This window comes from Streptomyces sp. NPDC059861 (genome assembly GCF_042731435.1).
GTDB lineage: Bacteria > Actinomycetota > Actinomycetes > Streptomycetales > Streptomycetaceae > Streptomyces.
The window spans coordinates 108866-123072 of sequence record NZ_JBHWJQ010000010.1 but is presented as its reverse complement, the minus strand read 5'-3'; the positions used below and the strand labels follow the sequence as shown (position 1 = coordinate 123072).

Annotated in this window: 9 protein-coding genes; 4 read left to right on the top strand and 5 right to left on the bottom strand. The window is 72.6% G+C overall.

All coding sequences use genetic code 11. The features are described 5' to 3' along the window. The first annotated feature begins 40 nt into the window (after positions 1 to 40). A complete protein-coding gene (hrpB, locus tag ACFV6X_RS11850; RefSeq protein WP_385381215.1) occupies positions 41 to 2551 on the top strand; it encodes an ATP-dependent helicase HrpB in 2511 nt (836 codons plus the stop codon). Here hrpB and ACFV6X_RS11845 read toward each other — a convergent pair. The 3 genes from ACFV6X_RS11845 to ACFV6X_RS11835 form a co-directional block, all read right to left on the bottom strand. After that, positions 2541 to 3533, bottom strand: a complete 993-nt coding sequence (locus ACFV6X_RS11845) for a DUF3068 domain-containing protein (RefSeq protein ID WP_385381212.1) — start codon at positions 3531 to 3533, stop codon at positions 2541 to 2543. The genes hrpB and ACFV6X_RS11845 overlap by 11 nt on opposite strands. 21 nt (positions 3534 to 3554) lie before the next feature. Continuing rightward, positions 3555 to 3689 (bottom strand): SPW_0924 family protein, encoded by a 135-nt coding sequence (locus ACFV6X_RS11840; protein ID WP_385381209.1) that lies wholly within the window; start codon positions 3687 to 3689, stop codon positions 3555 to 3557. 149 nt (positions 3690 to 3838) lie between these two features. Continuing rightward, positions 3839 to 5557, bottom strand: coding sequence for a lytic transglycosylase domain-containing protein (locus tag ACFV6X_RS11835; protein WP_385381206.1), 1719 nt, complete (start codon positions 5555 to 5557; stop codon positions 3839 to 3841). A 353-nt stretch (positions 5558 to 5910) separates the two neighbouring features. Between ACFV6X_RS11835 and ACFV6X_RS11830 the strand changes: the two genes are divergently transcribed. Next, positions 5911 to 6768, top strand: a complete 858-nt coding sequence (locus tag ACFV6X_RS11830) for a DUF4184 family protein (protein ID WP_385381203.1) — start codon at positions 5911 to 5913, stop codon at positions 6766 to 6768. On the opposite strand, the gene ACFV6X_RS11825 is transcribed toward ACFV6X_RS11830, so the two are convergent. After that, on the bottom strand, positions 6713 to 7102 hold the full coding sequence (locus tag ACFV6X_RS11825) for a hypothetical protein (protein WP_385381201.1): 390 nt from the start codon (positions 7100 to 7102) through the stop codon (positions 6713 to 6715). The two genes, ACFV6X_RS11830 and ACFV6X_RS11825, sit on opposite strands and share 56 nt — an antisense overlap. A gap of 619 nt (positions 7103 to 7721) precedes the next feature. Then, entirely contained in the window at positions 7722 to 10448 is a 2727-nt protein-coding gene (gene polA / locus ACFV6X_RS11820) for a DNA polymerase I (protein ID WP_385381199.1), read from the bottom strand. Positions 10449 to 10698: 250 nt separating this feature from the next. Between polA and ACFV6X_RS11815 the strand changes: the two genes are divergently transcribed. Further along, the gene (locus ACFV6X_RS11815) at positions 10699 to 12978 is read left to right on the top strand and encodes an FdhF/YdeP family oxidoreductase (RefSeq protein WP_385381196.1); all 2280 of its coding nucleotides are present in this window, start codon (positions 10699 to 10701) and stop codon (positions 12976 to 12978) included. Positions 12979 to 13070: 92 nt separating this feature from the next. Next, complete coding sequence (locus ACFV6X_RS11810; protein WP_385381193.1) at positions 13071 to 13559, top strand: PaaI family thioesterase; 489 nt, start codon at positions 13071 to 13073, stop codon at positions 13557 to 13559. Positions 13560 to 14207 lie beyond the last annotated feature (648 nt).

The window sequence follows — 14207 nt, the reverse complement described above, 5'->3', positions numbered from 1 at the left end:
GCGTAGGTGGCGGCTTGGCGGCCGTACGACACTAGGGTGCGTGATCCGTTACGAAGCCCTGGACGCGCTGCCCGTACGTACCGCTCTGCCCACGCTGCGCGAGGCCCTGGACGGGCACGGCACGGCCGTCCTCGTCGCGCCGCCCGGCACCGGCAAGACGACGCTGGTGCCGCTCGCGCTGGCGGGGCTGCTCGGCGAGGGGCCGGCCCGGCGGGTGGTCGTGGCCGAGCCGCGGCGGATCGCGGCACGGGCGGCGGCCCGCCGGATGGCCTGGCTGCTGGGCGAGCAGGTCGGCGAGAGCGTCGGCCACACCGTGCGGGGGGAACGGGTCGTCGGTCGACACGCGCGCGTGGAGGTCGTCACGACCGGGGTGTTGCTGCAGCGGCTCCAGCGGGACCAGGAGCTGAGGGGCGTCGACGTGGTGATCCTCGACGAGTGCCACGAGCGGCATCTGGACGCGGACACGGTGGCGGCGTTCCTGTGGGACGTACGGGAGGCGCTGCGGCCCGAGCTGCGGCTGGTGGCCGCGTCGGCGACGACCGACGCGGAGGGCTGGGCCCGGCTGCTCGGCGGGGCTCCCGTGGTCGCGGCCCAGGGCGCCTCGTACCCGGTCGAGGTGGTGTGGGCGCCGCCGGCGCGTCCCGTGCGGCCGCCGCACGGCATGCGCGTCGATCCGGCGCTGCTCGGCCATGTGGCGTCGGTGGTGCGGCGGGCGCTGGCCGAGCGGGCGGGGGACGTGCTGTGTTTTCTGCCGGGGGTCGGGGAGATCGCGAGGGTCGCCGGGCAGCTCGGGGACGTGGGGGACGTCGATGTGCTCCAGGTGCACGGGCGGGCGCCGGCGGCCGTGCAGGACGCGGTGCTGTCGGCGGGGGCGCGGCGTCGGGTGGTGCTGGCGACGGCGGTGGCCGAGTCGTCCCTGACGGTCCCCGGGGTGCGCGTGGTCGTCGACTCGGGGCTCGCGCGTGAGCCGCGGGTGGACCACGCGCGCGGGCTGAGCGCGCTGACGACGGTTCGGGCCTCGCAGGCGTCCGGGCGGCAGCGGGCGGGGCGGGCCGGGCGCGAGGCGCCGGGGGCCGTGTACCGGTGCTGGGCGGAGGCCGAGGACGCGCGTCTGACGCGGTTCCCGGCGCCGGAGATCCAGGTGGCCGACCTGACGGCGTTCGCCCTGCAGGCGGCCTGCTGGGGGGATCCGGAGGCGTCCGGGCTGGCGTTGCTGGATCCGCCGCCCGGTGGGGCCATGGCGGCGGCGCGGGGGGTTCTGCGGGCTGTGGGGGCTGTCGACTCCGACGGCCGGGCGACGGAGCGGGGGGCGCGGCTGGCTCGGCTGGGGTTGCATCCCCGGCTGGGGCGGGCGCTGCTCGACGCGGCTGCGTACGTCGGGGCCGAGCGGTCGGCGGAGGTCGTCGCCCTGCTCAGTGAGGAGCCCCCTCGGGAGTACGGGGACGATCTCGCCGCGGCCTTGCGGGCGGCGCGGCGCGGCGGTGACGCCTACGCCGGCCGGTGGCGTGCCGAGGTCCGGCGGCTGCGGGCCCTCCTGGGAGAGTCCGCCGACCCGCCCGCCCGTCGTCGCCGGTCGGTGGACGTGGAGGCCGTAGGCGTGGTCGCCGCGCTCGCCTTCCCCGAGCGGGTCGCCAGGGCGGACGGTGGGTCGTACCTCATGGTCTCCGGCACCCGGGCCGAGCTCGGAGAGGCCTCACCGCTGCGGGGGGCGCCCTGGCTCGCCGTCGCCGTGGCCGACCGCCCTCTCGGCAAGGGGCACGCGCGTGTGCGGCTCGCCGCCGAGGTGGACGAGGAGGTCGCCGGGCTGGCCGCGGGGGCCTTCCGCAGTGACGCGCAGGAGGTCCACTGGGCCGACGGCGATGTCGTCGCGCGGCGGGTCGAGCGGCTCGGGGCGGTCGAGCTGGCGGTGCGGCCGCTGTCCGACGCTGCCCCCGGCCTCGTACGGGATGCGCTGGTGGACGGGTTGCGGCGGGAAGGGTTCGGGCTGTTGCGGTGGTCGCCGGAGGCGGAGGTGCTGCGCCTGCGGCTCGGCTTTCTGCGGGCGCGGCTCGGGGAGCCGTGGCCGGACGTGTCCGACGGGGCGCTCCACGCGCGCGTGGAGGAGTGGCTGGAGCCCGAGCTGAGCCGGGCGCGGCGGCGGGCCGATCTGGCGCGGATCGATGCCGGGCAGGCGCTGGGCCGGTTGCTGCCCTGGGCCTCCGGGGAGGCGGCGCGGCTCGACGAGCTCGCCCCCGAGCGGATCACCGTACCGAGTGGGTCCAGGATCCGGGTGGACTACGGGGATCCCGAACGGCCCGTCCTGGCCGTGAAGCTGCAGGAGATGTTCGGACTGCAGGAGTCGCCCGCCCTCGCGGGGGTTCCCGTGCTCGTGCATCTGCTCTCCCCCGCCGGCCGTCCCGCCGCGGTCACCGCCGACCTGGCCTCCTTCTGGCGGGACGGCTACAAGGGCGTACGGGCGGAGCTGCGCGGCCGCTACCCCAGGCATCCCTGGCCCGAGGACCCGGCCACGGCCGAGCCGACCCGGCACACCAGCGCGCGGCTCAGGCGCTGACCGGTTCCGGTTCCGTCGTCCGCCCGGGGGCCGGGTCGCCGGGGCGGCGGCCACGGGCCTCCAGGTAGAGGGCGAGGACGAGCAGCAGGACGCCGAGGGTCAGGAAGCCCCAGGGCAGGTACGAGGTCAGCAGCAGGACGAGGGTGCGGTTGGAGTCGACCAGGTCGACCGTGTGGTCGATGTAGTCCTCGCGCATCTTCACATGTCCGGCGAACGCCGTGACCCTGTCACGGTCGCCGAGCAGGGTGCCGCCGCGGAGTTCCTCTTCGTGGAACTCCTCGCCGTAGACGGGGGCGCCGGTCAGTGGTTCCACCCAGAACCTGCGGACCGTGGTGTACCAGCGTGTCGTGCCCGTCGCGGCGACGGACTCGGGCGTGATGCCCGCGACGGGCATGGCCTTGGGGAACGGGACCTTCGTCCACGGGATCGTCTGCTCGAAGTAGTAGACCTCGACGCCGCGGAAGGTCTGTGTGCCTTTGTAGTGGATGGGTGCGGTGACGCGTGCCTGTGCGTCGAAGTACTCGTAGTTCCGTTTCTCCGTCAGGAACGGCCATTTGAACTCGATGCCCTCACGCCGGACGGGGTCGCCGTCGACCATCTCGCCGGTGGCGTGGACGGGTTCCTGGGTGTGCGCGTCGAAGATGTACCGCTCGGGGATCCTGGAGACCATCTTGCCGTCGGGGCCCTGGACGTAGGACAGGCCGTCCCAGACGACGACGTCCCGTCCCGCCGTCCGTTCGATCCGCTCGGAGGCCTCCACGTTGCCCTTGAGGGTCTGCACGATGGTCACCTTGGGGACCTTGCGGGCCCGCATGGTGCCGTAGTCGAGCAGGGTGGCGTCCTTCGCCTCGAGGACCATGTCCTGGTACTGGTTCGGCGGGATCTTGGCCAGGCGCGGGAAGGCGTACCAACGCAGCAGTGGGGACAGCGCCGCGAAGAACACGGCGAGGGCTAGCAGTACGAGGCTGATCCTGCGGCGCATCTCGGTCTCCCTCCGCCGGGGTCACGGGTGTGCCGGCACCGTCGTCAACAGCGGTTTCGGGGACGTCGCGCCGGTCGGCGCACCCATGGCCGTGATCGTGAGCACCAGGGCGACGGCGACGGCGAGACCGGTCGCGGCGGCGATCAGGGCGCGCATGCCTGCCTCCCGGCGAGCTGGAGCTGATACTTCGTCAGATCCGGCACCGTAGCAACGAGCGGGCGAGATGAGAACACGTCGCACACACGGCGGCGGCGCCCAGCCCTTTCGGGAGGGGCGCCGCCGCCGTGCGTCCGGGGGCCGGGCGGTTACGCGTCCGGGGCCGCCGGCTCGCCGGTGCTCTCGGACGGGCTGGGCGCGGGCGTCTCGGCCGCGGTCACGTTCAGCAGCACGTTGAGCGTCGCGCCGCCCTCGGTGGTGAGGCGGAGCATGTACGAGCCGGCGTTGTCGTCGGCGTACAGCTTGGGCAGCTTCAGCAGGCCGTTCGCGTCCGTCTCCAGGCCCGTGAGGGTGCGTACGGTCTTGCCCTCGGCGTCCTTGAAGTACGGACCCTTGTCGTTCTCGGTCGGGTCGAGCACCGACTTGATGAGGGAGGCGGTGACCGCCACCCCGTCCGCCGCGGCGCCCTGGTACGTCGCCTTCACCTCGACCTGGTCGGCGAACTCGCCGCCCACCGGGCAGGTCAGCGGGGCGTCGCCGGTGCGGGAGAGGGCGTCCGCGGCACGGGCGGTGACGGTCGCGGTGTAGTCGACGCCAGCGATCGAACGGCCCACGACGGTGGCCCGCACGGTGAACGAGCCGGTCTTCTCACCCGCCTTCAGCGCCGGCGCGACGGCGACGCCCGCGGTGCCGGTGACGACCGTGGCGACCTTCTCACCGCCGGTGAAGGTGGCGTCGGTGTCGCCCACGATCGTGAAGCGGACCCGTACCTTGGCGACGCCCTTGCCCACCTTGCTCTCGGCGCGGGTGCTGACCCGCTCGGCGAAGGCGTCTCCCGCCATCGTCGTGAGCTGCGCGGTGCCCCCGTCCTCCAGGTGGTGCACCGTGTCGGTGGGGGTCGGCGGGGTGACCGGCGGCTTGGGTGTCGGCGGGGTGGGGTTGCCGCCCGACGGCGGCTTCGGCGAGCCGGTCTGCGGCTTGTGGGGCGGCTTCGGCGACGGCTTCGGCGACGGGCTCTCCCCGCCGGGGACGTCGCTGCGGCTCCCGGGCAGGTCGCCGGTGCCGTCGGGGATCTCGTGCGTGCCCTTGCGGTAGAACTCCAGCCAGGACAGGACGGTGTTCAGGTAGTCCGTGGAGTTGTTGTAGCTGAGGATCGCGCGGTGCAGGTCGTCCTCGACGGAGAGGTCCCAGCCGAAGCGGCACAGGTAGTGGCCGGCGGCGAGGGCGGCGTCGTAGATGTTGTTCGGGTTCGCGGCCCCGTCGCCGTTGCCGTCGCGGCCCGCCCAGGCCCAGGTGGAGGGGATGAACTGCATCGGGCCCACGGCCCGGTCGTACGTGCTGTCGCCGTCGAACGCGCCGTTGTCGGTGTCGCTGATGTGCGCGAAGCCGTCGCCGTTCAGGGCGGGGCCGAGGATCGGGGTGATCGTGTCGCCGGCGGCGTTGACGTTGCCGCCACCCGCCTGGCCCGACTCGACCTTGCCTATGGCGGCGAGGAGTTCCCAGGGCAGGTTGCAGCCGGGCTTGGCCTCGCCCAGGGCGGACTCCGCCTTCTTGTAGGCGTCGAGGACGGTCGCGGGTATGCCCGCGGCGGCGTCGCCCGTGACGGTCGGGTCGGCGGTGGGGCCGACGGTGGGCGCGGGGCTGGGGCTCTCCAGCGGCGGCAGGTCCGTGTAGTACGGCGAGTTACCGGTCGCGCTGTCCTCTGTGAGCGTGTCGGGCGAGGGCTGGGTCCCGGTGGTGCTCTGTCTGCCGGCGTCGTCGGTCTCGACCCCCGGGGCCTGGGAGGCGACCAGTGCCGCCGCCACAGCCGCGGCCACGGCGGTGTTCGTCGCGCCCTTGCGCAGCCTCCTGCCGAAATGCGCCGCCATGAAGTGAACCCCTCCCGTGGGCGCCCGAGTCGCCCGCATATACCCTGTTGCTACTGCCCTGTAGACGCTGTTCTGTTGAAGCTGTTCTGTTGAAGCCGCTCTCTTGCAACTGCCCCGTTGACGCTGCCCGCCGGTGCTCCAAGACTGTTGTCGCCCCGGTCGCGGTTGCACGCACTGCCCGGTACGTCAACCCACGCGACCCTACGGCAACTTCGTTCGCGCGGGCACCCGTACCTGCCCGATTTTCACCGCTTGGCCATACGGCGTTGTGGCGTTGGCCTCACCTCGGGTTCGCGGGTCCGTCGCGTCCGGTCGTCGATACTGGACGCCAACGTCCGCCCTGAGGAGCACCGTTGCCGTTCACCCTCAGTCATGCGGCAGCCGTGCTGCCCGTCGTCCGTCCCGATGGAACCGGCCGTGGCCCACTGGTGCCGGCCGTGCTCGTCGCGGGGTCCTTTTCTCCCGACATGACCTATTACGTGGCGAGTGTGCTGTCCGGCGCGATGGAGTTCGGCGACGTGACGCATTCCTTCGCGGGTGTGTTCACGATCGATGTGCTCATCGCCTGGGCGCTGGTGTGGGTGTGGTTGCTGGTGCGCGAACCGCTGGTGGCGCTGCTGCCGCGCCGGCGGCAGCGCCGGCTGGCCGCGCTGCTGCGCTGCGGCGCGGCACGCGCGCGCGTACGGCCCGCCCTGGTGGCGCGGTGGTACGTGTCCGCCGTGCTCGGCGTGCTGACGCACGTCGTCTGGGACGCGTTCACGCATCTCGACCGATGGGGGATGCGGCTGTTTCCGGTGCTGGGTCAGGAGGTCGCGGGCTCGCCGCTGTACTGGTACCTGCAGTACGGCGGTTCCGCGGTGGCCGCGGTCGTGATCGCCGTGTTCGTGGCTGTCGCGCTACGGCGGATGCCCGTGGCCGAGCCGGCAGGGGTCCCGGTGCTGCCGGTACGGGACCGGTGGCTGGCCGGCCTCGTGATCGGCGGCTGTGCGGCGCTCGCGGCGGCGCATCGGGCGGCGCGGTGGTGGGCGTACTGGGGGTCCTCGGCGAAACCCTGGGAACTGATCCCGACGCTGTGTTTCGGCGCGGGGGCGGGACTGGCGCTCGGCGTGCCGGCGTACGCCGTGGCCGTGCGGCTGTGGCGGCCTGCTCGCGTGCCTAGCGATTCGGGAGAGGCCGGCAGGGAGCGGGACCTGAGCCGTCAGGAGGCTTGATCACTCCGGCGACGGTGGGGAGCGGAGCGACGAACACGGTGAGTGTGCGGGCCGGGCGTGGGGCGCGGGGCAGCAGGGTGAGGCAGAGGGCCAGATAGCTGCGGGCCAGATCGGCCCACAGGCGCCACGCGGCGGTGTCGCCGGGGCGGAAGGCAGCGGTCTTGCGTCTCTCCCAGTCGACGGCGACGCGGCGGCGGAGGTCCAGCGCGGTGTGACACAGGGCCTTCGCGGGGCCTACGGGGATGCGGGCGGTGCTTGCGCCGACCGCGTGCGGCGGGGGCGCGGGCGGGGGCTGAGCCGGGGCCGGCCGGCGGCTGAGCATGCGTATACCCATGGCGGCATCTTGACGGGCGCGAGCACCGGGGGGCTTTTTCGCGGGGGCCACGCGGGTGAAGGTCCCTCCGGGGGTGGGGCGGGGGGGCGGGGGTTGCGGGGCGGGGGTGCGCAAAGGCGCACGGAGGTGCTGCCAGGCGGAGCTCCTGGTGGGCGTTTCCCCTGTTCACGGGGGTTCGGCCGCAGGGGGACACCGAGGGCGCCTGGTTTCGAAAGGCTGCGTCGGGGGCTGGGCACCAGGGCGCTGCGCCGGGGAGACGCCTGAGCGCCGAGGGGCTACGCAGGAGGGACGCCTGTGCGTCCGGGGCTCCGCGCCGGGGAGACGCCTGAGCGCCGAGAGGCTGCGCAGAAGGGACGCCTGGGCGTCCCGAACTCTGCGCCGGGGAGACACCTGAGCGCCGAGGGGCTGCACCGCCCCGCGCCACATGCCCGCCCCCGTCAAAACCGCCCCCACGTCCCGGTGGGGCCCGCGCGGGCCCGGCTCCCGGCGCCCGCAGAGCCGCCTGCGCGAACCGCGGGCGCCAAGGCGGGCCCCGTGGCGCGCCAGTAGCCCCCGGCGGCGGCGCCGGGGGCTACTGGGCGGGCTGGAGTCGGCTGGACTTCTGTCCGCCGGGTGACGGCTAGTGTGCCGCCGACTCCCAGTCGGGACCCACGCCCACCGAGACGTCCAGGGGTGCCCTGAGGTCGACCGCGTCGGCCATCTCGCGGCGGACCAGGGCCTCCGTCACCTCGCGCTCGCCGGGTGCGATCTCCAGGACGACTTCGTCGTGCACCTGGAGGAGCAGACGGGATCTGAGGCCCGACTCGCGCAGGGCCCCGTCCACCTTGAGCATGGCGATCTTGACGATGTCTGCCGCCGTGCCCTGGATGGGCGCGTTGAGGGCCATCCGCTCGGCCGCCTCGCGCCGCTGGCGGTTGTCGCTGTTGAGGTCGGGGAGGTGACGCCGGCGCCCGAAGAGCGTCGCCGTGTACCCCGTCGCCCGTGCCTCGTCGACGGCGCGGCGCAGGTAGTCCCGCACGCCGCCGAACCGCTCGAAGTACGCGTCCATCAGGGCGCGGGCCTCCGCCGCCTCGATGTTCAGCTGCTGGGAGAGCCCGAAGGCCGACAGCCCGTACGCCAGGCCGTACGACATCGCCTTGATCTTGCGGCGCATCTCCGCGTCCACGGCCGTCCGCTCGACCGCGAACACCTGCGAGGCCGCCGTGGTGTGCAGGTCCTCGCCGGACGTGAACGCCTCGATCAGACCGGCGTCCTCGGACAGGTGGGCCATGACGCGCAGCTCGATCTGGCTGTAGTCGGCCGTCATCAGCGACTCGTACCCCTCGCCGACGACGAAGCCGCGCCGGATGGCCCGGCCCTCGTCCGTGCGGACCGGGATGTTCTGCAGGTTGGGGTCCGTCGACGACAGGCGGCCGGTCGCGGCGACCGTCTGGTTGAACGTCGTGTGGATCCGGCCGTCCGTCGCGACGGTCTTGATCAGGCCCTCGACCGTGACCCGCAGCTTCGCCTGCTCACGGTGCCGGAGCATGATCACCGGCAGTTCGTTGTCGGTCTGGGTCGCCAGCCAGGCCAGCGCGTCGGCGTCGGTGGTGTAGCCGGTCTTGGTCTTCTTCGTCCTGGGGAGCGCCAGCTCGCCGAAGAGGACCTCCTGGAGCTGCTTGGGCGAGCCGAGGTTGAACTCGTGCCCGGCCGCCGCGTGCGCCTCCTTCACGGCCTGCTGCACGGCACCGGCGAACATCTGTTCCATGGCTTCCAGGTGGATGCGGTCGGCCGCGATGCCGTTGCGCTCCATCCGGGCCAGCAGGGCGGAGGTCGGCAGCTCCATGTCGCGCAGCAGGTCCGCCGCGCCGACCTCCTCCAGCCGGCCCTCGAAGACCTCGCCCAGGTCGAGGATCGCCCGGGCCTGGATCATCAGCGCCTCGGCCTCGGCACCGTCGTCCGCGCCGAAGGCGAGCTGCCCGTCGGCCGCGGCGGCGGGGGAGAGCTCACGGTGCAGGTACTCCAGGGACAGCGCGTCCAGGTCGAAGGAGCGGCGGCCCGGCTTGACCAGGTACGCGGCGAGCGCGGTGTCCATGGCGACGCCCTCGATGGTCCAGCCGTGCTCGGCGAAGACCCGCATCGCGCCCTTGGCGTTGTGGAAGACCTTGGACCGGCCGGCGTCGGCCAGCCAGGCCGCGAAGGCCTTCTCGTCGGCCTCGTCCAGCTCGGCCGGGTCGAACCAGGCGGCCGCTCCCCCGGGCGCGGCGAGCGCGACCTCGGCGACCGAGCCCGTGCCCAGGGCCCAGGTGTCGACGGTGGCGACGCCGAGCGCGCCCGTGCCGTGTTCGGTGAGCCACGGCGCCAGCTCGCCCGTGCCCAGCACCGCGCCGTCCAGTTCCACGCCCTCCGTGACGACCGGCGTCGTCTCGGCCTCCTCGGCACCCGGGTCGACGCCGAAGAGCCGCTCGCGCAGCGAGGGGTTCCTGATCTCCAGGGTGTCCAGCACCATCGCGACGGTCTTGCGGTCGTACGGCACGCGCGCGAGGTCGGTGACCGCCCTGGGCAGCTCCACCTGCCGCTCCAGCTCGGTGAGCCGGCGGTTCAGCTTCACCGCCTCCAGGTGGTCGCGCAGGTTCTGCCCGGCCTTGCCCTTGACCTCGTCGACGCGCTCGACCAGCTCCGCGAACGAGCCGAACTGGTTGATCCACTTCGCGGCCGTCTTCTCGCCGACGCCGGGAATGCCGGGCAGGTTGTCCGACGGGTCGCCGCGCAGCGCCGCGAAGTCGGGGTACTGCGCGGGCGTCAACCCGTACTTCTCGAAGACCTTCTCCGGGGTGAACCGGGTCAGCTCCGAGACGCCCTTCGTCGGGTAGAGGACCGTCGTGTGCTCGGAGACGAGTTGGAAGGAGTCGCGGTCGCCGGTGACGATCAGCACCTCGAAGCCCTCGGCCTCGGCCTGCGTGGCGAGCGTGGCGATGACGTCGTCCGCCTCGTACCCCTCGATCGCGAAGCGCGGGGCGTGCATCGCGTCCAGCAGCTCGCCGATCAGCTCGACCTGGCCCTTGAACTCGTCCGGGGTCTTGGAGCGGTTCGCCTTGTACTCGGTGAACTCCTCGGAGCGCCACGTCTTGCGGGAGACGTCGAAGGCCACCGCGAAGTGCGTGGGCGCCTCGTCGCGCAGCGTGTTGGCCAGCATGGACGCGAAGCCGTAGATCGCGTTCGTCGGCTGGCCCGTCGCGGTCGTGAAGTTCTCCGCGGGCAGCGCGAAGAACGCGCGGTAGGCCAGTGAGTGCCCGTCCATGAGCATCAGGCGCGGGCGGCTGCCGCCGGGGTTGCTGTCGGTCTGCTTCGCTGCTGTCTCTGCCACGTCCCCGATCCTGCCACGCCGCACCGACAGTCGGCCCCGGCCTCCCGGCGTGACCCGGGCGCCGGGGAGCGCGCTCCCCGGGCGGACGGGCACCGTCCGGTTCCGCCCTCGTGGTCACCCGGCGCCGCGGTGGGCAGTGGTCGCGCGAGCCGTGCCGTTGCCCTCGGCCCGGACCGGCCTCCCCCGTCGTCACTGCCCCGTGCGAGGATCGGAGACGTAGCTCACACGTGTAGGCGAAGGAGAGCGGGCGATGGCAACGAAGCCGCCCAAGGCCGACCCGGTTCAGGATGCGCCGCAGGTCGCCGGGCCGCAGCACGCGGCGGCCGGGCTCCCGGCCATCGGGCACACCCTGCGCATCGCCCAGCAGCAGATGGGCGTCCGTCGGACCGCGCTGACGCTCCTCAGCGTCAATCAGAAGGACGGCTTCGACTGCCCCGGCTGTGCCTGGCCGGAGCCGGACCACCGGCACAAGGCGGAGTTCTGCGAGAACGGCGCGAAGGCGGTCGCCGAGGAGGCCACCCTGCGCCGCGTCACCCCGGAGTTCTTCGCCGCGCACCCGGTGACGGACCTCGCGACCCGCAGCGGCTACTGGCTCGGCCAGCAGGGCCGGCTCACGCACCCCATGTACCTCCCCGAGGGTGCGGACCACTACGAGCCGGTCTCCTGGGAGCGCGCCTTCGACATCGTCGCCGACGAGGTCACCGCCCTCGGCTCCCCCGATGAGGCGGTCTTCTACACCTCTGGACGCACCAGCAACGAGGCCGCGTTCCTCTACCAGCTCTTCGCGCGCGAGCTCGGCACGAACAACCTGCCCGACTGCTCGAACATGTGCCACGAGTCGTCCGGCTCGGCCCTGTCGGAGACCATCGGCATCGGCAAGGGCAGCGTCCTGCTGGACGACCTGTACAAGGCCGACCTGATCATCGTGGCCGGCCAGAACCCCGGCACGAACCACCCGCGCATGCTCTCCGCCCTGGAGCGGGCGAAGGCGAACGGCGCGCGGATCATCAGCGTCAACCCGCTGCCCGAGGCCGGCCTGGAGCGGTTCAAGAACCCGCAGACGCCCAAGGGGCTGACCAGCGGATCCTCGCTCACGGACCTGTTCCTGCAGATCCGCATCGGTGGCGACCAGGCCCTGTTCCGCCTCCTCAACAAGCTGATCGTCCAGACCGAGGGCGCCGTCGACGAGGAGTTCGTCCGCGAACACACCCACGGCTACGAGGAGTTCGCCGCCGCCGCCCGCGCCGCCGACTGGGACGAGACGCTCAGCGCGACCGGCCTCGAACCGCGGCGGATCCAAGAGGCTCTCGACATGGTGCTCGCCTCCGAGCGCACCATCGTCTGCTGGGCCATGGGCCTGACCCAGCACAAGCACTCCGTGCCCACCATCCGCGAGGTGGTCAACTTCCTGCTGTTGCGGGGCAACATCGGCCGCCCCGGCGCCGGCGTGTGCCCGGTGCGCGGCCACTCGAACGTGCAGGGCGACCGCACGATGGGCATCTTCGAACGCCCGGCGCCCGCCTTCCTGGACGCCCTGGAGCGGGAGTTCGGCTTCGCTCCCCCGCGCGAGCACGGTTTCGACGTCGTACGGGCGATCCGCGCCCTGCGCGACGGCGAGGCCAAGGTCTTCTTCGCCATGGGCGGCAACTTCGTCTCCGCCTCCCCCGACACCGACGTCACCGAGGCGGCGATGCGACGCGCCCGGCTCACGGTGCACGTGTCGACGAAGCTCAACCGCAGCCATGTCGTCACCGGCGCGCGGGCCCTGATCCTGCCCACCCTGGGCCGCACCGAGCGCGACCTCCAGGGCGGCGGCGAGCAGTTCGTGACCGTCGAGGACTCCATGGGCATGGTGCACGCCTCCCGCGGCCGCCTGGAGCCCGCGAGCGCCCATCTGCTGTCCGAGCCGGCGATCGTCTGCCGTCTGGCCCGCCGGGTGCTGGGCGAGGACAGCGCCACGCCGTGGGAGGAGTTCGAGAAGGACTACGCCACGATCCGCGACCGAATCGCGCGCGTGATCCCCGGCTTCGACGACTTCAACGCGCGCGTGGCCCGCCCCGGCGGCTTCGCCCTGCCGCACGCCCCGCGCGACGAGCGCCGCTTCCCGACGGCCACCGGCAAGGCCAACTTCACCGCCGCGCCCGTGGAGTACCCGAAGCTGCCCGAGGGCCGGCTGCTGCTGCAGACGCTGCGCTCGCACGACCAGTACAACACCACGATCTACGGCCTCGACGACCGCTACCGCGGCATCAGGAACGGCCGCCGGATCGTCCTCGTGAACCCGGAGGACGCGCGCGAACTCCAGGTCGCCGACGGGTCGTACGTCGACCTGGTCGGCGAGTGGAGGGACGGCGTGGAGCGGCGGGCGCCCGGCTTCCGGGTCGTGCACTACCCGACCGCGCGGGGCTGCGCCGCCGCCTACTACCCCGAGACCAACGTCCTCGTCCCGCTGGACGCCACGGCCGACGTCAGCAACACCCCGGCCAGCAAGTCGGTCGTCGTCCGTCTGGAACAATCGGCGACCGACTGAGCGTTTGCTCAGCAGGGCGCGTCCGGTCACGACGCGCCCGACCGAGGCGCGTCCGACAACGAGGACGACGAGACGAAACGGAGCCGGTCCCGATGGGCGAGCAGCACCAGGTGAAGTTCCCGCAAGAGGTCATCGACGAGTACGCGGCACTCGGCGTGGACCTGCCCGCCCTGTTCTCCGCCGGGCATCTGGGCACGCGGATGGGCGTGCAGATCGTGGAGGCCTCGGCGGACCGCGTCGTCGGCACGATGCCGGTCGAGGGCAACACGCAGCCGTACGGCCTGCTGCACGGCGGCGCGTCAGCCGTGCTGGCCGAGACCCTCGGCTCGGTCGGCTCCATGTTGCACGGCGGCATCACCAAGATCGCCGTGGGCGTCGACCTGAACTGCACCCACCACCGGGGCGTCCGCTCCGGCCTGGTGACCGGCGTGGCCACGCCCGTGCACCGGGGCCGCTCCACGGCCACGTACGAAGTCGTGATCAGCGACGAGGACGGCCGCCGGGTGTGCACCGCCCGGCTGACGTGCCTTCTGCGGGATGTCAGGCCGGGGGATGGCGAGCACATCCGCGCTGCGGACTGACCCCACATCCGCTCCGGGCCGTCCCTCCTGAGGCACACCGCCCTCGCGGCGGAGAATCCGGCCAAGCAGGAACGTCAAAGTGACCCCCCGGCCGATGAGTTGATGGACCGTCAGCATCACGAGGGCCGCGCGAGAGGTAGCGCGACGGCGCGACGGCCGGGGGCCGCGCCGTCGAGCAGCGTCGAGCCGGGCCAGGACAAGCGCGCGGGATCCCCTCCCAGACCGGCCGCGCCACCGACCGACACCCCAGGCCCATCGGTGGCATTTTCCCCGCACGCTTCCCCCAACCGGGCAGGAATGCGCATCAGAACAAGATCACTGCGAGGGTCACCGACCGCGGAAAGCGCTGCGGAATGTCGGACTCCCTTTCACGGATGTAACGCTGCGTAATACGCACGCAATCAACGGACAGCCCTTCACCCTCACCCACGACTACGGGCACGACCCTTTCAGGCATCGCCCAAGTAGCCTGCAGCAACGAGTTGTTGCCATGACCAAAACCCGTAAACACTCCTGATAGAGGACGGGGGAGTCCTGCGCGTCTCAGAATGCGGACAGGGCGAATCGGCCAGAATTCCGCGCATCTACCCGCTCAGTACCGCTCTGCATCACGTCGTGTCATAACAAGAGCGTCACAGCCTTGGTCAG